The organism is Streptomyces sp. NPDC090077, from assembly GCF_044747545.1.
Taxonomy (GTDB): Bacteria; Actinomycetota; Actinomycetes; order Streptomycetales; family Streptomycetaceae; genus Streptomyces.
This window is the reverse complement of the sequence record NZ_JBIVEG010000002.1, coordinates 11,095-35,916: the sequence shown is the minus strand read 5'-3', so window position 1 is coordinate 35,916 and position 24,822 is coordinate 11,095. Positions and strand designations below refer to the sequence as shown.

Genomic DNA, 24,822 nt, shown 5'->3' with positions numbered 1-24,822 from the left:
CCCCCTTCTACAGCTGTAGAAAAACCTGGGGCGCAGCATACGCCTGACTCTCTACAGGTGTAGAAAGAGGGGGTGAGGGAAGAACGACGAACCGTCCTGGCCGACGCGGCCATCGAGGTGCTCGCCGACGCCGGAATGCGAGGCCTGACCCACCGCGCCGTGGACCGCGCGGCCGCGCTCCCGGACGGCACCACCTCCGCGTACTTCCGGACCCGTGCCGCCCTGCTGACGGCGCTCGTCCGCCGCCTCGTCGCCCGCGACCAGGCGGAACTCCAGGCCGCGGGGGAGGCGACACCCGCACCGCTCACCCCCGCCGAACTGGTCGAGGGACTCGACGCCCTGAACCGGCGCCGGCTGACCGGCGAGGGGCGGCGCCGCTCCCTCGCCCGATACGCCTGCGCGGTGGAGAGCGTCCGGGACCCGGAACTGCGCGAGATCCTCGTCCCCCGGGACAACGCCGGCAGCGAGGCGGTACGGGCCTTCCTGGCCTCCCACGGCGTCACCGACCCCGACGCCCGCACCAGGACCCTGCTGGCCTGCGTGGACGGCCTCCTCCTGGACCACCTGCTGAACGGCACCACCCCTTCCCGGGACGCCCTGGAGGGCCTGGTGGCCGCCGCCCTCCGCTGAGCAGGCGGCGGTGCCCGGCAGGCGCCGGGACCTTCCCGCCCCGGTGGACCGGCACGTATCCGTCGGCGCGCGTCAGCGGTCCCGGCGGTTGCGGCGTCCGGCGCCGGGGAATCATCGTCGCCGGGCGGCACGCGATGTCGCGCCACGGGCGACGCACAGGGGGGCCACGTGCGACTGCAGATATCGATCGACGAGGAACCGGACGGCGCGACGGCGTCCCTCTACCGCGAACTCAAGGAAGCGGAGGACCTGCCCGACGACGCCAAGCTCGCCCTGCTGCCGGCCAAGGGGCAACCCGGCGACATGGGAGCCGACGTCATCATCGAGCTCGTATCCGCCGCCGCCGGCACCGCGTCCTTCGTCGTACAGGGTGTGACGGCCTGGCGCGGGCGGCGCCGCAGGGCGCCCGGGGTCCGGATCGAGGCCGACGGTGTCACCGTGGTCATCGACGACCGGAACGCCGACCCCGCCCGTATCGCCGACCTGACCGCCAGACTGCGACGAGCTGAACCGGAACCGGACCCGGACCCGGACGGCGGCGGGCAGGAGCCCGCCTGATGCCACTGCGACTGTCGGATCCGCAGCGGTCCCGCGCCGTCCTGATCGGCGTCGACACGTTCGAACACCTCGACCACATCCCCGCCGTCAGGAACAACCTGGTCGGCATGCGGGACGCCCTGGCAGACCCACACACCTGGGGGCTGCCGCAGGAGCACATCACCACGGTCGCGCAGCCCATGGAAGCCCGCACCGTGGTGGATGCCGTCGAAGACGCGTACGCCCGTGCCGAAGACACCCTCCTGCTCTACTACGCCGGACACGGACTCACCGACGGAGAGTTCTCGGACGATCTCCTCCTCGCTCTCCCCCACACCCGCGAGAACCGGCCGGACACGGCCCTGCGCTACGAGGACATCCGCCGGGCGCTCAAGAGGGACAGGACCGCGAAGGAGACGAAGCGCCTGGTGGTCGTCCTCGACTGCTGCTACGCCGCACGGGCGCTGCGCGGTGCCATGTCCGCCGGCCAGGAACTGGCCGACCTGGCGGACACCGTGCTCGACGAACACTCGGCGAACGGCCAGGGGCGTTGTGTCCTGGCGGCAGCGGCGCGTACGGCGCTCGCCCCCGTGGACGCCACCTTCACCCTGTTCACCGGGGAACTGCTGGAGGTGCTCACCCGGGGGATCCCGCACGCACCCGCCCTCCTGGACATGGGGCGGGTCTACCGCGAGCTGCGCAGACGGCTGGCCGCCCGTTCCGGGCCCCTGCCCGAACTCGGGAGCAGGGGCGATCCCGCCTCGATCTGCATCGTCGGGAACCGCTCCGCCGACAAGATCCCGGCCGAACCGGTCGTCCGGGCAGAGCCCTCACCTTCACCCGAGACCACGCCTTCGCCGGAGGCATCGGGGACGCACGGGGTGCCCGCCTCGATCGCCGCGCTCGTACGGGCCTACCTGTACGAGCAGCCGAAGGAGGGGGGCCTCTACGTGGCGCGGGAAGGCCACTTCGAAGACCGCCCCGTGCAGCAGGCCAGAAGACTGTTCCGGTTCGCGCCGTTCGAGACCCTCCTGGCCGTCTGGCAGTACGGCACGGTCATCCCCGTCCTGACCAGGTCGCCCAAGGCGCTGGCGATCACGAGCCACGGCATCCGGATGCCGTGGGACGGCAGCGAGCAGTTCTTCGTCCCCTACGAGGAGTTCAAGGACTGCAGGTTCTCCTCCTCGTCGTACGAGGCATGGGTCGAAGCGGACGGCTTCCACCGCCGGGAGACCTTCCACTGGCTCCAGGTCGCGACGCCGCAACGCCGGTGGTCCTCGCCGGAGCTGATGTCGAGCTCGCCGAAGGCGATGGCCGCCCGCCTCAACCACATCAAGCACCTGGCCACCTCATAGGGACCGGTGCACGCGCCCGCCGACGAGCTCGGAAAGCATCAGGCCAGACCCCCGGCCCCAGCACCACGCTCCCTCGCCCGGCCCGAAGCCACACGGCTCCACGCCGTCCCGGGCCCGACGCGCGACCGTCCCGGCGGCACACGACATCACCGGACGGGCCGGGCCGGTCCTACCGGTCACCGCCATGGGCGGCCCAGCCACCTTGCCGCACACCTGGCCCGCCTGGGCGGGAACACCGTCTGGAAGGACGCCCCGGCCGCGGGTCAGTCCCACCAGAGCACGACGAGCAGGTGGCGCTCGGCCGCTTCCGTGTAGAAATCGCGCAACGCGTTGAAGTGCCCCAGCAAGTAGGGCCTCAGCCCGCCGGTGATGGAGCCGCCCGCCAGGCCGATCGAGGACTCGGCCTCACGCTCGTCCGCCGGCAGGGCGGCGAGGAGGAGGGGCATGTCGATCTGGCCGAGGAGTGCGGAGACGCGTGCCACCCCAGAGACACCCAGGCCGGTGGGGGCGGACCCGAAGGGGGCTATGGAGTGCGGGTAAGCGTAGAGGAAGCCCAGGTCAAGACAACGGTCACCGTCGGTCGCCCGGTGCAGGGCATCGAGATGGAGGCCGTCCAGTCCGGCCACCTCGCCGACACGCTCCAGCAACGCCGGCGCCCAGTCCAGGTCCAGCACATCGCACGCCGGCGGATCCCAGCGGGGATCGCCGTCCGGTGATGCGGCGGCGGACTGACGGCAGGCGGCGAGATATTCCTCGGGAATGCGGGCGAGCTGTTGGGTAACGGCCATGACGCCAGTATCCGAGCCGCGTCCACCGGTTTTCGGGCTGCGACTCGGAGGCGCCCACGGTACGTACCACCCGGCCGGCCCCTGGTGGACCAACACCCGTCAAACGGCTTCCCGGCCGGGACCTCACCACAACCCGGCGGACGATCAACCGAGCCCCGTCAGCGGCACGAGCACCGGTCGAACGAAGCATCGCGCGACTCACGTCCCGGCAGATCCTTCGCAGGCATCCGGTCGGGAACCGTCTCACGACCAGACGAGCCGGCCTTCGGTGAACCGGCAGACCGGCGAGCTTCCCTCGGCGATCCTCGTCAGCGTCTCCGCCACGGAGTCGAAGTACTGGGCCATCGACTCGTACTCGCCCGTGACCGTGATCTCCCCCACGAACCACCTGCCGACGCGCCCGTCCCGCACATCGATGAACTTTCCCCTCCAGCCGTCCTGGTCCGACAGGAACGGGATCCACTCGTTGCGCCAGAACGGGTGGTCCGGCTGGTCCGGAGGGTCGAAACCGCAGGACGTGGAGCGGTTCGCGTGAAGCCTCTCCATCGCCCGGATACCCAGGAAGAAGCTTCCCTCGTCGGGGAACCCGTCGAAGCCGCAGCACGTCACGTCGTCGTCGAGATCTTCCTCCGGCAGATCCAGATTGTTCTGCAGCAGCCAGGTCCGCAGGTCCTCGTGCAGGGAGGTCCCCATCCGCTCTTCGGCTGCCGCGAGCATCTGCTCCGTAGCGGGCCCCGGCAGATCCGCGTGATCGGCCGGCGCGTGCTCCCGAAGAAGACTCATCACACGCGACCAACTCTCAGCCACACCCATCGCCCTCTGCCCTCTGCCCTCTCTGCAGGGATGGCTCCTTCCGGCCGCGCCACTGCGGAGGTTGGGAAACACCGGCCGGAGAACCTTGCGGGGATGGTACTTCGAGCATGCGTTCCATCCCTCCCCGCGTTCGTCTCCCGCCCCGAGGCACAGGGTCGGCCCCTCAGCGAAGTGCCCACCCACGATCACAGCCGCTCCCGGCGTCCCCAGTACGACCGCTACTCCACCAACCACCAGGTCGGCATCGACGCGGACCCCCGCCGGTCGTAGCCGTCTGCCGACTGCTGCCCGGAAGCAGCAACGACCACAAGGCCCCGGGGAGTCCGGCGCGAGGGCCGCTGGAAAGGCGACGGCCTCCACCACGCCGTCTGCTCGACGATGCGCGCGGAGCGTTCCTCGTACGTCGGCCGGTGTCCTCAGCCGCCGGACAGCCGAAGGGTCCACGCGCCGAGTGCCGTGACGTCGAGGTAGTACGGGCCGGGCCCGTGCAGGCGGCTGGTGGCGGTGGAGCGGTGGTCGCCGACCGCGTTGAAGGGCAGGTCCACCAGGCCGCCGTCGGCGTCGAGGACATGCACGACGAAGTGGCCCGCACCGGTGTGGGAGCCCTCGGCGCGCAGGGTCCCGGTGGCGGTGAACGGCCCTGCGAGCCGGTCCCCGCGCCCTGCGTACGCCTGCGGCAGGGCGGCGGGGGCGCCGCCGGGCGGCGGACCGAGCCGTACGGTCCACGCGGAGTCGGCGTCCACCTTCAGGTAGTGGGCCCCCGGCGGGAGCGTGGCGGCGCGGGTGCCCTCGTACGGGCCGAAGGCGATCACGGGAACCGCCTTGGCGCGGCCCCCGGCGTCGAGGACGGTGACGGTGAAGGCGAGGCGGCAGGCGGGGCAGGAGGCGGTGACGAGGGCGAGGCCCCCGGGCGTGGTGAAGTTCCCGGTGGACTGGTGCCCGGTCCCGGAGAACTCGGCCGCCACGGCCCCCGGGGTCCGGCCGGGTGCCTGCGGGGTGCCGGTGGCCGGGGTCGGCGGCGGTGCGGGGGAGCGGCCCGCCGTGGCGGGCGTGGCGGCTCCGGGAGGGTCGGGGGAGGCAGCCCGGTCCGGGCCCCCGCCCGTACGCGACAGCAGCAGGCCAGTCACGGCCAGCGCGGACAGCACGGCGAGGGCTCCCAGGAGCAGGGCCCACGGACGTCCGCGGAGCCCGCCCCGCTGCGGTGGGCGGTCCGGGTCCGGGCCGGGGCCGGGCTCCCGGTCCGGGTGCTGCAAGGGTCCCCGCGGGGGGCCGGAGGGGCGGTCCATGAACCCACGATGCGCCGTCCCGCGCCGCCCGCAACCGGGGCGGCGGTGCCACGGCCGGCCCCGGACGCGCGGAAGGGCCCCGGACACGGCAACAAGGGGGAAGCCGCGCCGGATACGGGCAGACCCGGCACCGACACCACGGGCCACCCCGCACGCTCAACGGCTGCCCGGCCCTCGGCGGCCCCGGGGCCAGACCGCGGGACCGTGGCCGTGGCCGTGGCCAAAAGCGCAGGGGCCTCGCGGCCGGAGTGTTGCACGGATGTGAAGTCGTCACCGCTGAACGGACGCGAATGTGTCAAGTGCGGGGATCGTGTCGTGATTTCTCCATGGAAAAGGTGCGTAATGAAGCGCGAATAAGACCGGAGTTGCTCATTCCGTGAGATTCCTTTGAGTCATTCCCTGGCGACAAACCTGCTGGCACGGCCCAGATTGCGAACCGTAACTTGGCGCACTGTTCCCCCTGCGGAACCCGATCAAGGGATGCGGAGTAGAGCAATGGCTGGGAAAACCCTGCGGCAGATGAAGAACCTCTCCCTCGGACGCTCGGACGCCGACGCACTGGCCGACCGGATCAACGCGACGGACAAGGCATTCCCGCAGGCCGACGAGACCCTGCACGGCCTGTTCCTCGCCCGGGCGGCCAGGAACCCGGCCCGCACCGCCGTCGTCTACGACGGCGGCGAGATCGACTACGCCGGACTGGCCGCACGGGCCACCGTCCTCGCCGCCCGTCTCCGAGCGCGCGGACTGGAGCCCGGCGAGCCGGTCGCCATCGCGATGGAGAAGAGCTGGCGCCAGGTCGTCGCCGTCCTCGCCGTCCTCCAGGCCGGCGGTGTCTTCGTGCCCGTCGACCCCTCGGTGCCCGCCGACCGGCTGCGGCACATCCTCGGCCACGCCACCGCACGCCGGGCGCTGACCCGGCCCGGGCTGGAGGACGCCGGACACGGCGGCCTGGCCTGGCCCGAGGACGTGGAGGTGCTGACCGTCGACGAAGAGGCTCCGGAGCCCGGGGACCTGCCCGCCGCCGAGGCCGCCGCCCCCAGCGTGACCCGGCAGCCGGACGACCTCGCCTACGTCATCTACACCTCGGGCTCCACCGGCGAGCCCAAGGGCGTGATGATCAGCCACCGCGGCGCCGTCAACACGGTCCTCGACATCAACGACCGGTTCGGGATCGGTCCGGAGGACCGCGTCCTGGCGCTCTCCTCCCTCAGCTTCGACCTCGCCGTCTACGACGTCTTCGGTGCCCTGGCCGTCGGCGCGGCCGTCGTGATGCCCGAGCACACCCCCGTGCCCGACCCGGACCACTGGGCCCGGGTCGTCCGCGACCGGCACGTGACCGTCTGGAACTCCGTGCCCGCCCTGATGGAACTGGTCACCGCCGCGGCGGCCCCGGGCGACCTGGCCTCCCTGCGCCTGGTCCTGCTCAGCGGGGACTGGATCCGGGTGGGCCTGCCCGCCGACCTCGCCGAAACCTGCCCGAAGGCCCGGGTCATCAGCCTCGGAGGCGCCACCGAGGCGTCCATCTGGTCGATCCTGCACCCGATCGAGCAGGTCGACACCTCCCGCCCGAGCATCCCCTACGGCCGCCCCATGGCCAACCAGCGCTTCCACGTGCTCGACGCGGCCATGGAACGCTGCCCCCTCGGCGTCGCGGGCAGCCTGTGGATCGCCGGCACCGGCGTGGCCCTCGGCTACTGGCGCGATGCGGAACGGACCGCCCACAGCTTCGTCGTCCACCCCCGCACCGGCGAACGCCTCTACCGCACCGGCGACCGGGGCCGCCTCCTGCCCGACGGCGACATCGAGTTCCTCGGCCGCGACGACTTCCAGGTCAAGGTCCAGGGCTTCCGCATCGAACTCGGCGAGATCGAGGCCGTGCTGCGCCGGTTCCCCGGCGTCGAGGACGCCGTGGCCGTGGCCGACAAGGACGCCACCGGCGCCGCCCGCCTGGTTGCCTTCGTACGCACGGACGGCGAGCCGGACCTCGGCGCCCTGCGCACCTTCGCGGCCGGCCGGCTGCCCGCCTACATGCTGCCCGCGGACCTGGTCCGGCTGGAGTCCTGGCCGCTCACCGCCAACGGCAAGGTGGACCGGACGGCCCTGCCGATACCCCGGCCGGCCGGTCGGACCGAGGACTCCCCGGAGCCCGAGGGCGCCCTCCAACTGCTCCTGGTCGAACTGTGGGCGGAGATCCTGGAGACCGACGCGGTCGGGGTGCGGGACGACTTCTTCCAGCTGGGCGGGCACTCGCTGCGGGCCACCCGCCTCGTCACCGCCTTCAACAGCCTCTTCGGCACCGAGGTCCCGGTGCGCGCCGTCTTCGAGGCGGGCACCGTCGAGGCGTTCTGCGCGTGGCTGGAGCAGGCGCCGGACATCGACCGGGCCGCCCTCGAACGCGAGGCGGAGGCCGTACTGGCCGCAGACCCCGATGCCGATGCCGGTGCCGGTGCCGAGCCCGGCAGTGGCGTCGACGCGGCCGTCGACGGCGTACACGCGTGAGCCGCCCGGACATGAGCGAGACCGCCCCCGCCCCGGCTGCGGACACCCCCGCCCCGGCCGCCGGTGCCCGTCGTTCCCTGCTGCGCGCCGCGCTGCGCCGGACGCAGGCCACTCGGGCCCAGGCCCCCCAGGGCCCGGGCCGGCCTGCCGCCGACCGGTCCGTACCCTCACCCGGCCAGCGCCGGCTGTGGTTCCTGGAGCAGTTGGTCCCCGGCAACACCGCCTACAACGCGCCCTTCGCCTACCGGCTGCACGGCCCCCTCGACCTCCCCGCCCTCGGCACGGCCTTCGGCGAGCTCCTGCGCCGCCACGAGGTACTGCGCAGCAACTTCACCGAAGCCGACGGGGTTCCCCGTACGGTGGTGCGCCCCTTAGAGCCGCTGCTGCTGGAAGCGGAGGAGCTCGCCGGGCCCGCCGCCGGTGCCGCCCCCGGACCGGGGGCCGAGGCCCGCTGGCTGGAGGAGTGCGTCCGGCAGCCCTTCGACCTCGCCCGCGACCCGCTGCTGCGGGTCCGGGTGGCCCGTACCGGGCCCGCGGAGCACCTCCTCTCCCTCGTCGTCCACCACACCGTCTTCGACGGCTGGTCCCAGGATGTGCTGCTGAGGGAGATTCGTGCCGGGTACGGGGCGGCCGTGGCCGGTGAGCGCCCGGACCTGCCCGAACTGCCCCTCCAGTACGCCGATGTGGCGGTCCGCACCGACCCGGCCGCCGAAGCGCGGGACCTCGCCCACTGGCGGGGCGTACTGGCCGGCGTCCCCGGCCCGCTGGAGCTGCCCACCGACTTCCCCCGGCCCACCGCCCCTTCGCTGCGCGGCGGCAGCGTCCGCTTCGCCGTGGCCGCCGACACCGCCCGCCGGCTGCGCGCCCTCGCCGAGGAACGGCACGCCACCCTGTTCATGACCCTGGTGGGAGCCTTCCAGACGCTGCTCGGCCGGTACGCCGGGCGCCGCGACGTGGTCATCGGCACCCCCATGGCCGGGCGGAGCGGCCCGGCCGCCGAGTCCCTCGTGGGCTTCTTCGTCAACACCGTGCCGCTCCGCGCCGACGTGGGCGGTGACCTGCCCTTCCGGGCCCTGGTCGACCGCTGCCGGGACATGACCCTGGCCGCCTACGAACACCAGCACCTTCCCTACGAGCGGCTGGTGGAGGACCTGTCCGGCGGCAGCCGCAGCGGCGGGCACGACGCCCTGGTGCGGGCCATGTTCCAGATCGACACGCCTGCCGGACCCTTCCACTGCGGGGGCGTGCGCTGGGAGGCCCTCGACGTCATCAACGGCTCGGCCGCCTTCGACCTCGCCCTGTCCGTGGAGGACCGGCCCGACGGCGGCCTCGGCGGCGAACTCCGCTACGCTGCTGAGCTGTTCAGCCGTGAGACCGCCGAACGGATGGCCGCCCACCTGTGCGTGCTGCTGGACGCGGTGGCCGCCGACCCGGACCGGCCCGCCTGGCGGGTACCCCTGTGGACCCCCGCCGAGCACGCCTTGGTGGCCGCCGCGAACGCCACCGCCGTTCCCCTCGCCGGGGCACCCGCCACCCTCCACGAGGCCGTCGCCGCGCAGGCCGCCCGTACCCCGGAGGCCGTCGCCGTCGAGGACTCCGGCAGTCGGCTCTCCTACCGCCTGCTGGACACCCGCGCCAACGCCCTGGCCCACCGGCTGCGCGCGCACGGCGCCACGCCCGAAACCCTGGTCGGCGTGTGCCTGGAGCGGTCCGCGGACCTGGTGGTCGCCCTGCTCGCGGTACTCAAGGCCGGTGCGGCCTTCGTGCCGCTGGACCCCGACTACCCGGCCGAACGGCTGCGCCACATGGCCTCCGACGCCGCTCCCGCAGTCGTGCTGACCAGCCGCGACCTCGCCGACGGGCCGCTGGGTGCGGCCCTGTCCGGCGCGGCCTGCCGGCCGGCCCTGTGCCTGGTCGACGCCGTCACCGCGGACGCCCCAGCCGTTACGGACGCCCCGCCCGCGACGGGAGTCGGCCCCGACCACCTCGCGTACGTCATGTACACCTCGGGCTCCACGGGACGGCCCAAGGGCGCGATGAACACCCACCGGGCCGCCCTCAACCACACGCTCTGGATGGCGGACGCGCTGGGCGCCGAGGCCACCGCCTCCGTCCTGCACAAGACCCCGCTGGGCTTCGACCCCTGCCTGTGGGAGATCTTCGTCCCCCTGGTCACCGGCGCCCGCTGTGTGATCGCCCGCCCCGGCGGCCACCGGGACCCCCGCTACCTCGCCGGGCTGATCAGCTCCGCCGAGGTCACCTCCGCCGACTTCGTCCCCTCCATGCTCCAGGCGTTCCTCGACAGCGAGGGCCCCGAGGCCCTGGCCGGGCTCCGCGCCGTGGTCTGCGGCGGCGAGGCCCTGCCGGCCGCCCTCCAGGACCGGCTGCTCGGCTCCTTCGACGGCGCGCTGTTCAACATGTACGGCCCGACCGAGGCCGCCGTCACCAGCACCTGGTCCCGCTGCCGCGCGGGGGAGGCCCCGCACATCGGCCGGCCCGTGTGGAACACCACCGCCCATGTCCTCTCCCCGGACGGCGACCCCGTCGGCTTCGGCCTGCCCGGCGAACTCTGTCTCGGCGGCACGGCCGTCGGCCGCGGCTACCTCGGCCGGCCGGCGCTCACCGCCGACCGGTTCCAGCCCGATCCCGGCGACCCCGCCTCCCGGCTCTACCGCACCGGCGACCTGGTCCGCTGGGCCGCCGACGGACGGCTGGAATACCTCGGGCGCACCGACCACCAGGTGAAGATCGGCGGCCAACGCATCGAACCCGGAGAGATCGAGGCGGCCCTGCTGGAACACCCGTCCGTACGCGAGGCCGTGGTCGGCACCTTCACCGACCCCTCGGGCACCGTCAAGCTCGTAGCCCACCTCACCACCGCCGGTGCTCCGGCCGGTGCCCCCCTCGGCACCGGCGACGACGCCGCCACCGCCGTGCTCCGTGACCACCTCGGCCGACGCCTCCCGCACGGCTGGATACCGCACCACTTCCTCGTACTGGACGCCCTGCCGCTCACTCCCAGCGGCAAGCTGGACCGCAAGGCACTGCCCGTCCCCCTCCCCGGGGACCGGCCCGCCGCCGGCCCGGCCGGCCCCGCCCCCGGCACCCCGGCCGAGCGCCGGATGGCCGAGATCTGGTCGGAGGTGCTCGGCGTCGCCGAACCCGGCGTCCACGACGACTTCTTCGCCCTGGGCGGCCACTCGCTCCAGATCATCCGGCTGATGGTCCGGATCGAGCAGGCCACCGGCGTACGGCTCTCCGTGCAGAGCCTCTTCGACCACCCCACCATCGCCCGGCTCACCGAACGCGTGGCCGAAGCCGGCGCCGCGGACGCCGGCGCGGCCCGCTCCCGGCCCGCCCCCGCCCCCCGTCCCGCCGACGACGGTCACGGCCCCGTCCCGCTCTCCCACGGACAGCGCCAGCTGTGGTTCGTCGACCGGATGAAGCCCGGCGGCACCGCGTACAACGTGCAGGAGGTGCTGGCCCTGCCGGGGGACGTGGACGCCGGACGGCTGGCCGGCGCCCTCTCCGCGCTGGTGCGCCGGCACCAGGTGCTGCGCACCGTCTTCGAGGAGGAACTCGGCGAGCCGGTCCTGCGGGTGCTGCCCGCCGCGCCCGTCCCGCTGCCGGTCACCGAAGCCGCCCGGCACGCGGGAACGGACCCCACGGGGCTGCTGCGCGCCGTCGCCGACGACGAGGCCCGCATTCCCTTCGACCTATCCACCGGCCCGCTGCTGAGGGCCCGGCTGCTGCGCCTGACCCCCGAGAGGTCCGCCCTCGTCCTCACCCTCCACCACATCGTCACCGACGGCTGGTCGATGGACCTGATGGTGGACGAGCTCACCGAACTCCACCACGGCACCGAACTGCCCGAACCCCCGCTCCAGTACCCCGACTACGCGGCCTGGCAGCGGGAGCTGCTCGCCGGACCGCTGCGGGAGGAGCAACTGGCCTTCTGGCGCCGGACCCTGGCCGGCGCCCCGCCCACCCTCGACCTGCCCACCGACCTCGTCCGGCCCGCCGTGCCCAGCGGAGCGGGCGGCGTCCTCCGCTTCACCGTGGACGCCGCGCTGACCGACCGGCTCCGCGAGACCGGCCGGCAGCACGGAGCCACCCTGCACATGGTGCTGCTCGCCGCGTTCGCCCAGCTCCTCGCCCGGCACAGCGGCCGCACCGACATCGTGGTCGGTACCCCCGTCGGGGGCCGCACCGCCCCGGGACTGGAGCGGATACCCGGCTACTTCGTCAACACCGTCGCCCTGCGCACCGACCTGTCCGGCGACCCCGACTTCCCCGAGGCGCTCCGGCGGGTACGGGCCACGGCCCTGGCCGCCTACGCACACCAGGACGTCCCCTTCGAACAGGTGGTCGCCGACCTCCACCCGGTCCGCGACCCCGCCCACCACCCCGTCTACCAGGTGGTGTTCGAGCTCAACAGCGCCCGTCCGGCCGCCTCCCGGCCCTGGGCGCGTCCCCTCCCGGTCGGCGTGTCCAACGACACCGCCAAGTTCGACCTCACCCTCTTCGCCACCGAGTCCGGCGACGCCCTGGACTGCGGGCTGCGTTACTCCACCGACGTGTTCTCGGCGGAGGCCGCCGCCCTGCTGCGCGACCACTGGAACGCGCTGCTGACCGCGGCGGCCACCGCGCCGGCCACTCCCACCGGCGCCGTCCCCCTGGACGGCGCGGCCCGACGCGCCCTGCTGGCCGCCGTCAACGACACCGCCGTGAACGACCCCGCCGTCAACGGCACCGCCGTGAACGACCCCGCCGCCGACGACCCCGCCGTGAACGACACGGCCACCGACACCGTCGTCAAGGAGACCCAGGACCTGCCCGCCCACCTGCTGGTACGCCGCCGAGCCCGGACCCACCCGGACGCCGTCGCCGTCGAGTGCGCCGGCGAGACCCTCACCTACGCCCGCCTCGACGAGCGCGTCAACCGCCTCGCCCACCGGCTGGCCGCGGCCGGAGCCGGCCCCGAGAACCTCGTCGGCGTCATGCTGCCGCGCGGGCTCGACCTCGTGGTGACCCTGCTCGCCGTGTGGAACACCGGCGCCGGATTCGTCCCCCTCGACCCGGAACTCCCCGCCGCCCGCCTGGACGCCGCCGTCACCGGCTGCCGGCCCGTGCTGCTGGTCACCGCCGCGGGGACCACCGCCCCGGCCGGCCCGCCGGCCCTGCGGCTCGTACCCGACGGGCACGGGGACGCGGCGGGGCCCGACACCCCGCTCGACGTCACCGTCGCCCCCGACAACCGCGCCTACGTGGTGCACACCTCCGGCTCCACCGGCACCCCCAAGGGCATCGAGGGCACTCACCGCGGGGTCGCCAACTACTTCGCCGACCTCACCGGACGGGGCTGCACCGCCCCCGGCGACCGGGTCGCCGCACTGACCACCATCTCCTTCGACGCCTTCCTGCGCGACCTGCTCCACCCGCTCACCGCCGGCGCCCACGTGGTGATCGTGCCCGACGGCGGCAGCGACCTGCGCGCCCTCGCCCGGATCCTCCAGGAGCGGCGGATCCAGGTACTGCCCGCCCTTGTCCCCTCCCTGCTGCGGGCGCTGACCGACGAGCTCACCGAGAGCGGACGGACCCTCCCGCACCTGCGGACCGTCCAGGTGAGCGGCGAACCCCTGCACCCGGAGGACGCCGCCCGGCTGGCCGCGGCCGCCCCCGCCGCCCGGCTGGTCAACATGTACGGCCCCAGCGAGACCACCATGACCGCCACCCGCCATCCGCTGCCCCCGGCCCCGCTGCCCCCGCAGCGGCGCATCCCCGTAGGCACGCCCATCCGCAACACGGTGATCGAGGTGCTCGACGAACGGATGCGACCGGTACCCACCGGCGTACCGGGCCGCGTCCACATCGGCGGCGCCGGCCTGGCCCGCGGCTACCTGGGCAACCCCGCCCTCACCGCCTCCGTGTTCGTCCCCGACCCGGCCCGCCCCGGACGCAGGCTGTACGACACCGGAGACCTCGGCCGGTTCCTCCCGGACGGCACCCTGCAGTACCTCGGCCGCACCGACCACCAGCTCAAGATCAACGGAGTGCGGATCGACCCCTCCGAAGTGGCCGTCTGCATCGCCGGCCACCCGGGGGTCGCCGAGGCCGCCGTCACCGGCCACCGGTCCGGCGGCACCCGGCAGGTCCTCGTCGGCTACCTGGTCACCGTGGAAGGGCAGCCCGCCCCGACCGCCAAGGAGCTCCGCGCCCACCTCGCCGGACTGCTGCCCGCCTCCCACGTCCCGGGCCTCTTCGTCACCCTCGACGCGCTGCCCCGCACCGCCACCGGAAAGATCGACCGCAACCGGCTGCCCGCACCCCCGTCCGGGGCGCAGACCGCCGGCCGGGCCGCCCGCACCACCGCCGAGGAACTGATCGCCGGCATCTGGTGCGAGGTGCTCGGCACCTCCGGAGTCGCCGCGACCGACGACTTCTTCGCACTCGGCGGGCACTCCCTGCTCGCCGCCCGGATGGCCGCCCGCACCGGGGAGGCCCTCGGCATCGAGGTCCCCCTGCGCACCGTCTTCGAGCACCCCACCGTCGAGGCGCTCGCCGCCTGGGCCGACGGCCACCGGTCCGACCCCGCCGCCCGGCCCGTCCCGGGCGCCGGCCGCCCCGCCGACCTGGCCGCCAGCCAGCGCCGGCTGTGGAACCTGGAACAGCGCACCGGCAGGTACGCCATCTACAACGTCCCCGTCTTCCGCCGGCTCCGGGGCGACCTCGACACCGACGCCCTCGGCGCCGCGCTCACCGAAGTGGTACGCCGACACGACGCCCTGCGCACCGTCTTCCCCGCCGCGGACGGCGCACCCGCCCCGCGGATCCAGCCGCCCGCACCCGTCCCCCTGCCCGTCACCGCACTCGGTGCGGCCACCCCGGACGCGGAACTCCACGAGCGGCTGTCCGAGATCGCCCGCACCCCCTTCGACCTCGCCCGGGGCCCGCTGCTGCGGGCCGGGCTGCTCAGGCTCGGGCCGCGCGACCACATCCTGCACGTGGTCGTCCACCACCTCGTCGCCGACGGCTGGTCGGTCGGCGTGTTCCTGCGCGAGCTCACCACCCTCTACCGGGCCTTCGCCGCAGGCGAGCCCTCGCCGCTGGCGGAACTCCCGCTCCAGTACGCCGACTTCGCCACCTGGCAGCAGCGGATCCTGGAGCGCGGCGACCTCCGGGCGGGCATGGACCACTGGCGGTCCGAACTCGCCGGCCTGACGTCCCTGTTCCCGCTGCCCGACACCTACCCGGTGCTGGAGGGTGCGGAGAGGCCGCCCCGCGGCCGTACCCTGCGCACCCTGCCGCCCGCCCTCCAGGACCGGGTCGCCTCCCTCGGCCGGCAGCTGCGGGCCACCACCTTCATGGTGCTCGTCTCCGCCTACCAGGCCGTGCTCGGCCACCGGTTCGGCGGCGAGGACCTCGCCGTCGCGGTGCCCATGGCCAACCGGGACCGGGCCGCACTCGACCCCCTCATCGGGTTCGTCGCCAACATGGCCGCCCTGCGCGCCCGCCCCCGCCCGGACCTGCCCTTCGCCGACCTCGTACGCGCCACCCGGGAACGCGCCCTGGACGCCTACGCCCACCGCGACCTGCCCTTCGAGCTGCTGCTCGAAGAGCTCGTGCCCGAGCAGCGGGACAGCCACGCACCGCTCGTCCAGGCCCTGTTCAACATGCAGGACTTCCCGCACACGGCCGTGCTCGTGCCCGGCCTGGACATCGAGCACACCGGCCTCAACGAGGTCTGGGTCCGCTACCCGGTCACCCTGTTCGCCCACAACCGGCCGGACGGCATCCTCCTCGACCTCGTCCACGACCGGGAGCTGTTCGCCCCCGCCTGGGCCGAGGACTTCCTGACCGACATGGAACGGCTGCTCACCGCCGCCGCCACCGACCCCGGCACCACCCTCGGTGCCGCCCTGCACCGGGAGGAGCAGCCGTGAGCCTGCTGCGCAACAGGCCCTTCGTCCGGCTGTGGACCGGCCAGACCATCGCCGAGTTCGGCTACAACCTCTCGCTCGTCGCCCTGCCGCTGGTCGCCGTCATGCAGCTCGGCGCGGACTCCGTCCAGATGGGCCTGTTCGTCGGTGCCGGCATGGCCCCGATGGCCTTCGCCTGGCCCCTCTTCGGCGTCCTCGTCGACCGGGTCGACCGCCGCAGGATCCTGCTCGCCACGTACGTGGGCCGCGGACTGCTGCTGAGCTGGGTGCCCATCGGGGCCGCCCTGGGGGTGCTCGACATGCTCCAGCTGGTCGCCGTGTACTTCCTGGTCAGCCTGCTCCAAGTGGCCTTCGAGGTGGCGGCGCCCTCCCTGCTGCCGCAGCTGGTCGAGGAATCCGACCTGGTACAGGCCAACAGCCGGATGGAGATGACCCGCTCCGGCGCGGTCATCGTCGGACCCGCCCTCGCGGGCTTCCTGGTCGAGGCGATCACCCCGGCGAACACCGTGGCCATGGACGCCGTCTGCTACCTGCTGGCCTCGGGGCTGATCCTCACCCTGCCCCTGGCCGGCCGACAGGCACACACCGCCCGTGCGGCAGCGCCGACCGCCGGGGAGCCGGCGGCCCGGCCCGGCCACTCGGCCCCCGACGAGGCGCCGGCCGAGGCGCCGGCCGACCCCGCGGCCCCGGCAGCCGCCCGCCCGGAGTCCTTCCGCCGGCAACTCACCGAAGGCTGGTCCTTCGTCTTCGGCCACGCCCTGCTGCGCGTCCTGGCCTTCTCCTCCAGTCTGATGAACAGCTTCTTCTACATCCGCACCCCCCTGCTCGCCCTGTTCGTCGTCCAGGAACTCCGCTTCTCCGGCGCCCAGCTCGGCCTGGTCCTCGCCTCGGCCGGGCCCGGAGCCCTGCTCGGCGCCGTGGCGGCCGGACGCCTCAGCCGCCGCTTCGGACTGTCCCGGACCCTCACGGCCTCGGCGTTCCTGGCCGGCGGGCCGGTCCTCGTCGTCCCGTTCGTGCCGGCCGAGAGCATTCCCGGCCTCGCCGTGCTGATGGCCAGCACCTTCGCCGTCAGCTGCGGCGTCCAGATCTACGGCATCAACCTGGTCAGCTTCCGGCAGCTGATCACCTCCGACCGGCTGCTCGGCCGGGTCAACGCGACCTTCCGCTGGGCGGCCTGGGCCATGGCCCCGTTCGCCGCCGTACTCAGCGGCTTCCTCGCCGACCTCCTCGGCCTGCGCGGTGCCATCGCCGTCGCGGGCGCCGGTCTCCTCCTGCCCGGACTGCTCCTTCTCGTCTCCCGGCTGCACCGCGCGGACCCCGCGCCCGGGCCCGCGACCACAGAATCGGGGATAGCGGCATGACCCTCCAGCGAGAGTTCCCGTACACCCACCAGGCGTACCACCGGCCCCTGCCGACGGACGAGTGGACCGAGTACGACCTGCCCCTGCACCGAGCCGCCATCGACGCTGCCGCAGCCCGGATCTCCCGGCACATCCGCCCCACCGGGCCGGTCCGCTACCGGCCGGACGTCTGGCTCAAGCCGGAATCCCGCCAGATGGCCGGATCCTTCAAGATGCGCGGCGCCCTCAACGCCCTGCTGCGGTACGCCGGCCGCAGCACCGGCGTGGTCGCCGCCAGCTCCGGCAACCACGCCCGGGCCGTCGCCCTCGCCGGGCGCCTGCTGGACCTTCCGGTGACGGTGGTCCTGCCCGCCAACGCACTGCCCGCCAAGGTGGCCGCCGTACGCGCCCTCGGCGCCGACGTGGTCACCGAGGGCGTCACCTTCCACAACCGTGACGGCCTCGCCCGCACGATCGCCGCCGACCTCGGCCGGCCCTTCGTGCACTCCTCCGACGACTGGGACGTCATCCACGGCCAGGGCACCGTCGCCGCCGAGGTCCTCGCCGACCTGCCCGAAGTGAGCACCGTCGTCGTGCCCGTCGGCGGCGGCGGCCTGCTGGCCGGCACCGCGCTCGCCGTGAAGTCCCTCCGGCCGGACGTCACCGTGATCGGAGTGGAGCCGGAGCGCGCGGACGACGCCCACCGCAGCCTCGCCACCGGCGTACTGCAGCGCCTGGAGGCGCCCGCGGACACCGTCGCCGACGGGGCGAGGGTGGTTTCCCTCGGTGTACGGCCCTTCGAGATCGCCGTCACCCGGGGCCTGGTCGACGACATCGTCACCGTCGGCGAAGAAGCCATCCTCACCGCCCTGCACCGCATCCGGCAGGACACCCCGGTACCCGCCGAGCCGACCGCCGCCCTGCCGATGGCGGCCCTCCTCGAAGGCAGGCTCCCGGCCGCCGGCCCCACCGTCCTCGTCGTCAGCGGGGGCAACGTCCCCCCGGCCGGGCAGCCGGATGACCACAGCAACCCGCAGGAACACCAGGGAGGCATACGCCGTGACACCGCCTGAGCCGCCCGTCCGCGAGCCCGCGGAACCGGTGCCCGCACTGCTGGAACGGCAGCGCGGCCTCACCCCCGACGCCGTCGCCCTGTGCACCGACGACGAGGAGCTGACGTACGCCGCGCTCCACGAGCGCGCCGACCGGCTCGCCGCCGTACTGCGCGGGGCCGGAACCGGCCCCGAGACCCTCGTCGGCGTGCTGCTGCCGCGCGGCACGGACCTGGTGGTGACCCTGCTCGCGGTCTGGAAGGCGGGCGGCGCCTGGCTGCCGCTGGACCCGGACTACCCGGCCGAGCGGCTGCGGTACATGCTCGCCGACGCCGCGCCGGCCGTGCTCGTCACCGACCGGGCCGACGCCCCGGACGGCCCGCACACCGTCGTCCGGCCCACCCGGGCCGCCACGGACGACCCCGCGCACGGGACCCCGCCCCCGCCCCCCGCCGCCGCCACGCGGCCCGGGCAACTCGCGTACGTGCTCCACACCTCCGGCTCGACCGGCCGCCCCAAGGGCGTCGCGATCGGCCACGGCTCCCTCGCCGCCCAGCTGGCCTGGCTCCGCCGGGAGTTCGCCCCGCACGCCGGCGAGGCCGTCCTCTACAAGACGCCGTTCAGCTTCGACGCCTCCGTGTGGGAGCTGCTGCTGCCCCTGACCACCGGGGCCCGCCTGGTCGTGGCCCGCCCCGGCGGCCACCGGGACCCCGACTACCTGGCCCAGCTGATCGAACACCGCCGGGTCACCACCGCGCAGTTCGTCCCCTCCATGCTGCGGCTCTTCCTCGACACCGCCGCCACCGCCCGCCCCGACGCCCTGCGCAGTCTGCGCCGGTTGTGCTGCGGCGGCGAGGCCCTGCCCACGGCACTGGCCGAACGCGTCACCCGGCTGCTCGACGTCGAGGTGGTCAACCTCTACGGGCCGACCGAGGCCACCGTCCAGGCCACGTTCGCCCGCCACCGCACGGCGGAGCAGCGCCCCGGCGACGCGGAGGCAGCGGCCACGGTTCCCATCGGCCGGCCCGTCACCGGGGCCACCGTCCACCTGCTCGACCCGGCGGGGCGGCCGGTGCCCCCGGGCGAACCCGGCGAGCTGCACATCGGCGGCACCGCCGTCGGCCGCGGCTACCTCGGCCGCCCGGAGCTGACCGCCGACCGGTTCGTGCCCGACCCCGGCACCCCCGGCGGCCGCCTGTACCGCACCGGGGACCTGGCCCGCCTCGATGCCGACGGCGAACTCCACTACCTGGGCCGCCTCGACCAACAGATCAAGGTCAACGGGATACGCGTCGAGGCCGGCGAGATCGAGGCCGCCCTCGCCGCCCACCCGCAGGTCACCGGTGCCGTCGTCGCCGTCCGGCCAGGCCCGGACGGCACCGGCCGGCTGACCGCCTGGCTGGTCCCGGCCGCGGACCGCACCGCCCCGCCCGCCGACGCGCCGTCCGCGGAGCCGGCCGCCGTGTCCGCCGCGTCCGCCCCGTCCGGCCGGGACCTGCGCGACCACCTGGCACGCACCCTGCCCGCGGCCCTGATCCCGCAGCACTTCGTCGTCCTCGACCGGTTCCCCCTCAGCCCCTCGGGGAAGACCGACCGCGCCGCGCTGCCCGACCCCGATCCGGCCACCGCCACCGATACGCAGCCGTACGCCGCACCCGAGAGCGGCACCGAGCACCGCGTCGCCGAGATCTGGGCCACCGTCCTCGGCCGCCCCCGGGTGGGCCGCCACGACCGGTTCGTCGACCTCGGGGGCAGCTCCCTCCAGGCCACGCGGGCCGCCGTGCTCCTCGCCCGGGCCACCGGCACCTCCGTGAACATGTCGGAGGTGCTGTCCGCCGGCAGCGTCGCGGAACACGCCGCCGCCCTCGACCGCCGCCCCGCCGCCGGCCGGCCGTACGAGCCGCCGCGCGCCCTGCCCCGCGACGGCGGCCCGCTGCCGTTCTCGCCGGCCCAGGAGCAGCTGTGGTTCATGGACCAGCTGGAGAGCGGAACCGCCGCCTTCCACGTGCCGGCAGCCCTGCGGCTGCGCGGCCCCCTCGACACCGGGTCGCTCCGCGCCGCCTACGCCGGTCTGCTCGCCCGCCACGAATCGCTGCGCACCACCTTCCACACCGTCGACGGCCGCCCGGCAGCCCGCGTCCACGCACCGGCCGTACCGCCACCGCCGCTGCCCGTCGACGACCCGGAGCCCGCCCACGGGAGCGGCCCGGCCACCGACCCGGCCGCCACCGGGGAAGCGGACGGCGTACGGCGCTGGCTCACCGCGCACACCACCGCCCCCTTCGACCTGGCCACCGGGCCGCTGTTCCGGGCCCGCCTGCTCCGCCTCGCCGACCAGGACCACGTCCTGCTGCTGGTCGGGCACCACATCGTCTGCGACGGCCTCTCCCTCGGCGTGGCCGCCCGCGAACTGTCCGCGCACTACCGCGCCCTGACGACCCCCCGGCCGGACTCCGGGCCCCTCCCCGAGGACACCGCCGCGCCGCTGCCCACCCCCGCCCTCCAGTACGCCGACTACGCCGCCTGGCAGCGCCGCACCCTGGCCGGACAGCACGCCGAGGACCGGCTCGCCTACTGGCGCACGACCCTCGACGGAGCCCCGCAGGTCCTCGAACTGCCCTCCGAGCGGATCCGGCCCGCCGTCCAGCGGATGCGCGCCGGAACCGTTCGCTTCCGGATCGACGCCCGCACCGTGGAACGCCTGACCGCCCTCGCGCGCGCCGAGAACACCACCCTCTTCACCGCCCTGCTGGCCGGCTACCAGGCCCTGCTGGCCCGCCACTCGGGCCGCACCGACATCCTGGTGGGCACCCCCGTGGCCGGCCGCACCGACCCCGCCCTGGAACCCCTCGTCGGCCTGTTCGTCAACACCGTCGTGCTGCGCACCCGGCTCGACGGCGCCCCCGCGTTCCGGGAGCTGCTCGGCCGGGTCCGGGACACCTGCCTCGGCGCGTACGCACACGCGGACGTTCCCTTCGAACGCGTGGTGGAGGCCCTGGCACCGGACCGCGACCTGACCCGCCAGCCGCTGGTCCAGGCCCACTTCGTCCACGAGACCAGCCCCGCCGCGGACTTCCGCGTCCCCGGCCTGGCCTGCGAGCCCGTCCCGGTCACCACCGGACAGGTCAAGGGCGACCTCCGGCTCGCCGTCACCGGCCGCGGCGACGAACTGGAAGCCGTCCTCGACTACGACGCCGACGCCTGCACCCACGACTGGGCCGAGGAGTTCGCCGAGCAGCTGCGCCTGCTGCTCACCGGCGCCACCGCGCACCCCGACACTCCCGTCGACCGGATCGGCCTGCTCTCCGAGGCCGGCCGGCGGCTGCTCGCCGCGACCGGGACGGGCCCGTCGGCGCCCCCGCCCGCCGCCGTCAGCGCCGTGGACCTGTTCGACGCCCAGGCCGCCCGCACCCCCGACCGCACCGCGGTGCTCTCCGGCGACACCCGCACCACCTACGGGGAACTCGCCACGCGGACCCGCCTGCTGGCCCGGAGGCTGGCCAGGGCCGGGGCCGGCCCGGAACGGCTGGTGGCCGTCTGCCTGCCCCGTGGAGCGGACCTGACGGCCGCGCTCCTCGCGGTGTGGCGGGCCGGCGCGGCCTTCGTCCCCCTCGACCCGGAGCAGCCGCCCGCCGCGCTGCACGCGGTGCTCGACAGCGCCCGCCCCGCGCTGCTGCTCACCACCGCGGCACTGGCCGACCGGCTGCCCCGCTCCGCGTACCCCGCCGGCCCGCCGATCCTCCTGGAGGACGTGCACGCCGGGGCGGACGCGGACACGGACCCGCACGACGGACCGGACCCGGCCGGGCCGCCCGGACCCGACGGCCTCGCCTACGTGGTCCACACCTCCGGCTCCACCGGAGTGCCCAAGGGGATCGCCGGCACCCACCGCGGCGTCCTCAACTACTTCGCCGACCTGGACCGCAACGGCCACGTCCAGGCCGAGGACACCGTCCTCGCCCTGACCACGGTCTCCTTCGACGCTTCCCTGCGCGACCTGCTCCACCCGCTCACCACCGGCGCCCGCACCGTGGTCATGCCGGACGGCGCCGCGGACCTGGTCGCCGTACGCGAGGCGCTCACCGCCCACCGGGTGACCGCCCTGCCCGCCGTCGTCCCCTCGGTGCTGCGCATGCTCACCGCCCACCTCGCCGAGACCGGCACGGTCCTGCCCGCGCTGCGGACCGTCCTGGTGAGCGGGGAGCCGCTGCGGGCCGCCGACGCGGCCGCCCTGGCCCGGGTGGCCCCGCAGGCGGCGCTCACCAACATGTACGGCCCCAGCGAGACCACCATGACGGCCACCGCCCACCGGGTCTCCCCGCCGGTCCCGCCCGCCGACCGGCACGTCCCCGTCGGCACCCCGATCCTCAACACCCGGGCCGAACTCCTCGACGAGCGCCTGGAGCCGGTGGCGACCGGAGTCCCCGGTGACGTCCATCTGTCCGGCGCCGGCCTCACCCGCGGCTACCACCGCAACCCGGCCCTCACCGCGGACCGGTTCGTCCCGCACCCGACCCGGCCGGGCGAGCGGATGTACCGCACCGGCGACCGCGCCCGCCGGCTCCCCGACGGCAGCCTCCAGTACCTGGGCCGCTCCGACGACCAGATGAAGGTCAACGGCGTCCGCGTCGACCCCGCGGACATCGAGGCGGCGCTCACCGCGCACCCCGACGTACGCCGGGCCGCCGTCGCCCTCCACCGGCCCGCGGACGGCCGGCCGGTCCTCGTCGCCCACCTGGTACCGCGGCCCGGCGGCACCCTCCCCGAAGCCGGCCGGCTCCGCGCCCACCTGGCGGGACTGCTGCCCCAGGCCCTCGTCCCGGCCGTCTACCTCGCGGCGGAAACGCTGCCCAGCACCGCGAGCGGGAAGACCGACCGCCGTGCACTGCCCGCGCCGCCCGCGGACGCGACGCGTGCGCAAGGGCCGGGGACCGGCCGCCCCCCGGCCCCGGGACCGGAGCAGGTCCTGGCGGGCATCTGGGCCGAGGTCCTCGACGTGGACCCCGTCGGCGCCGACGACAACTACTTCGCCCTCGGCGGCGATTCCATCCGCAGCATCCAGATCGTGGCCCGGGCCGCGGCCGCCGGCCTCCGCCTCACCCCGCGCCAGTTCTTCCAGCACCAGACCGTCGCCGAACTCGCCCGTGCGGCGGCCCGGACGGAGCCCGGGACACCGGCCCGCACCGCGCCGCCGGCCGGCCGGCCCTCCACCGGCGCGACCGGCACCCCGCAGGACTCCGCCCGCCGGGCCCGTCGGGCGGAACTCCTGGCCGCCGACCCGGAGGCACAGGACGCCCACCCGCTCACCCCCACCCAGTCGGGCATGCACTTCCACGTGCTGCACGAGCCGGGCAGCGGCCTCTACATCGGCCAGACCGGCTGGATGTCCAAGGACCTCGACCCGGACGCCTTCACCCGGGCCTGGGCCGTACTCACCGCCCGCCACCCGGCGCTGCGCACCCGCATCCACACCGCTGCCGACCACGAGCCCTGGCAGGTCGTCGCCCGGACGGCGCAGCCGCCCCTGCACACGGTGGACGGCACCTCCTGGCCCGCGCACGAACGCACCGCGCGACTCTCCGCCCTGCTGGAGGACGACCGGCGGGCCGCCTTCGAACTCACCCGGGCGCCGCTGTTCCGGCTCACCCTCGTCGACCTCGGCGCGGGGGAGACCTTCGCCGCCGTGACCAGCCACCACCTGATCCTGGACGGCTGGAGCGTGGTACGGCTGGTGGACGAGTTCCTGGAGGCGTACGAGGAACTCCGGGCCGGCCGCTGCCCGGCCCCGGGAACCGACCCGGGCTGGCCCGAGTACCTCGCATGGCTCGCGGGACAGGACACGGCGGAACCGGAACGGTTCTGGCGCGCCTACCTGGCCGGCTTCACCGAGCCGAGCCGGCTTCCCGCGGGCGCCGCCGGCCCCGCGGCCGCCGGGCCGGACGCGGGCCACGCCCAGCGGGAGCGCCTCTTCGCCCCCGAACTCGGCGAACGGATCACCGCCTTCGCCCGCGCCCACCGGCTCACCGTCTCCACGGTCCTCCAGGCAGCTTGGGGACTCCTCCTCGGCCAGTACGCCGGCACCTCTGACGTGGTCTTCGGCGCCACCGTCTCCGGGCGGTCCGGACGGCCCGGCATGACCGGCACCGTGGGCATGTTCATCAACACCCTCCCGGTGCGCGTGACCATTCCCGAGGACACCGAGATCGTCCCCTGGATGCGCGACCACCAGCAGCGCTGGGCCGCCCTCCCGGCGGAGCACACCCCGCTGGTCGACGTGCAGGGCTGGAGCGGGGTCCCCCGCGGCGTACCGCTCTTCGACACCATCCTCGTCGTCGAGAACTACCCGATGCGGGCCGGGCTGCGCGCACACCTGGACGGCGCGGAGGCGGGCGCCGTGTCCGCCAAGACGTGGACCAACTACCCGTTCACGCTGGTGGTGACCCCCGGCCCGCCGTTCCGCGCCGAAGCCGTCTTCGGCCTGGGCCACCACACCCCGCAGACCGTCGACCGGATCCTCGAACACCTCGAATCCGTCCTGGCCGAACTGGTCGAGGACGAGGCGTGAACCGCTCGGAAGGA

The 24,822-nt window shown here is 74.7% G+C and carries 11 protein-coding genes; 8 read left to right on the top strand and 3 right to left on the bottom strand.

Features of this window, described 5'->3' with window-relative positions; all coding sequences use genetic code 11:
* The first annotated feature begins 72 nt into the window (after positions 1-72).
* The 3 genes from ACIPW5_RS04310 to ACIPW5_RS04300 all read left to right on the top strand — a co-directional run bounded on the left by ACIPW5_RS04310 (position 73) and on the right by ACIPW5_RS04300 (position 2,522).
* Entirely contained in the window at positions 73-630 is a 558-nt protein-coding gene (locus ACIPW5_RS04310) for a TetR/AcrR family transcriptional regulator (protein WP_401240176.1), read from the top strand.
* A gap of 168 nt (positions 631-798) precedes the next feature.
* Positions 799-1,188, top strand: a complete 390-nt coding sequence (locus ACIPW5_RS04305; protein WP_401240174.1) for a hypothetical protein — start codon at positions 799-801, stop codon at positions 1,186-1,188.
* A complete protein-coding gene (locus ACIPW5_RS04300; protein WP_401240172.1) occupies positions 1,188-2,522 on the top strand; it encodes a caspase family protein in 1,335 nt (444 codons plus the stop codon). The genes ACIPW5_RS04305 and ACIPW5_RS04300 overlap by 1 nt, the downstream gene beginning before the upstream one ends.
* Before the next feature lie 263 nt (positions 2,523-2,785).
* On the opposite strand, the gene ACIPW5_RS04295 is transcribed toward ACIPW5_RS04300, so the two are convergent.
* The 3 genes from ACIPW5_RS04295 to ACIPW5_RS04285 form a co-directional block, all read right to left on the bottom strand.
* Positions 2,786-3,310, bottom strand: coding sequence for a DUF1877 domain-containing protein (locus ACIPW5_RS04295; protein ID WP_401240170.1), 525 nt, complete (start codon positions 3,308-3,310; stop codon positions 2,786-2,788).
* A 243-nt stretch (positions 3,311-3,553) separates the two neighbouring features.
* Complete coding sequence (locus ACIPW5_RS04290; RefSeq protein ID WP_401241398.1) at positions 3,554-4,093, bottom strand: SMI1/KNR4 family protein; 540 nt, start codon at positions 4,091-4,093, stop codon at positions 3,554-3,556.
* Positions 4,094-4,539: 446 nt separating this feature from the next.
* The gene (locus ACIPW5_RS04285; protein WP_401240168.1) at positions 4,540-5,409 is read right to left on the bottom strand and encodes a hypothetical protein; all 870 of its coding nucleotides are present in this window, start codon (positions 5,407-5,409) and stop codon (positions 4,540-4,542) included.
* 495 nt (positions 5,410-5,904) lie between these two features.
* On the opposite strand from ACIPW5_RS04285, the gene ACIPW5_RS04280 reads away from it, so the two are divergent.
* The 5 genes from ACIPW5_RS04280 to ACIPW5_RS04260 are packed head-to-tail and all read left to right on the top strand — an operon-like array spanning position 5,905 to position 24,808.
* Positions 5,905-7,911, top strand: a complete 2,007-nt coding sequence (locus ACIPW5_RS04280; protein WP_401240166.1) for an amino acid adenylation domain-containing protein — start codon at positions 5,905-5,907, stop codon at positions 7,909-7,911.
* Positions 7,912-7,922: 11 nt separating this feature from the next.
* The gene (locus ACIPW5_RS04275) at positions 7,923-15,854 is read left to right on the top strand and encodes an amino acid adenylation domain-containing protein (RefSeq protein WP_401240164.1); all 7,932 of its coding nucleotides are present in this window, start codon (positions 7,923-7,925) and stop codon (positions 15,852-15,854) included.
* The gene (locus ACIPW5_RS04270) at positions 15,851-17,212 is read left to right on the top strand and encodes an MFS transporter (protein WP_401240163.1); all 1,362 of its coding nucleotides are present in this window, start codon (positions 15,851-15,853) and stop codon (positions 17,210-17,212) included. Before ACIPW5_RS04275 ends, ACIPW5_RS04270 begins: the two co-directional genes overlap by 4 nt.
* Positions 17,209-18,264, top strand: a complete 1,056-nt coding sequence (locus tag ACIPW5_RS04265; RefSeq protein ID WP_401240160.1) for a threonine/serine dehydratase — start codon at positions 17,209-17,211, stop codon at positions 18,262-18,264. The genes ACIPW5_RS04270 and ACIPW5_RS04265 overlap by 4 nt, the downstream gene beginning before the upstream one ends.
* The gene (locus tag ACIPW5_RS04260; protein WP_401240158.1) at positions 18,251-24,808 is read left to right on the top strand and encodes an amino acid adenylation domain-containing protein; all 6,558 of its coding nucleotides are present in this window, start codon (positions 18,251-18,253) and stop codon (positions 24,806-24,808) included. Before ACIPW5_RS04265 ends, ACIPW5_RS04260 begins: the two co-directional genes overlap by 14 nt.
* Positions 24,809-24,822 lie beyond the last annotated feature (14 nt).

What these genes read in the sequence shown, in the direction of transcription:
- ACIPW5_RS04300 (WP_401240172.1), top strand. Translation starts at nt 1,188, where the DNA reads ATGCCACTGCGACTGTCGGATCCGCAGCGGTCCCGCGCCGTCCTGATC.
- ACIPW5_RS04295 (WP_401240170.1), bottom strand. Translation starts at nt 3,310, where the DNA reads ATGGCCGTTACCCAACAGCTCGCCCGCATTCCCGAGGAATATCTCGCC.
- ACIPW5_RS04290 (WP_401241398.1), bottom strand. Translation starts at nt 4,093, where the DNA reads ATGAGTCTTCTTCGGGAGCACGCGCCGGCCGATCACGCGGATCTGCCG.
- ACIPW5_RS04285 (WP_401240168.1), bottom strand. Translation starts at nt 5,409, where the DNA reads ATGGACCGCCCCTCCGGCCCCCCGCGGGGACCCTTGCAGCACCCGGAC.
- ACIPW5_RS04280 (WP_401240166.1), top strand. Translation starts at nt 5,905, where the DNA reads ATGGCTGGGAAAACCCTGCGGCAGATGAAGAACCTCTCCCTCGGACGC.
- ACIPW5_RS04275 (WP_401240164.1), top strand. Translation starts at nt 7,923, where the DNA reads ATGAGCGAGACCGCCCCCGCCCCGGCTGCGGACACCCCCGCCCCGGCC.
- ACIPW5_RS04265 (WP_401240160.1), top strand. Translation starts at nt 17,209, where the DNA reads ATGACCCTCCAGCGAGAGTTCCCGTACACCCACCAGGCGTACCACCGG.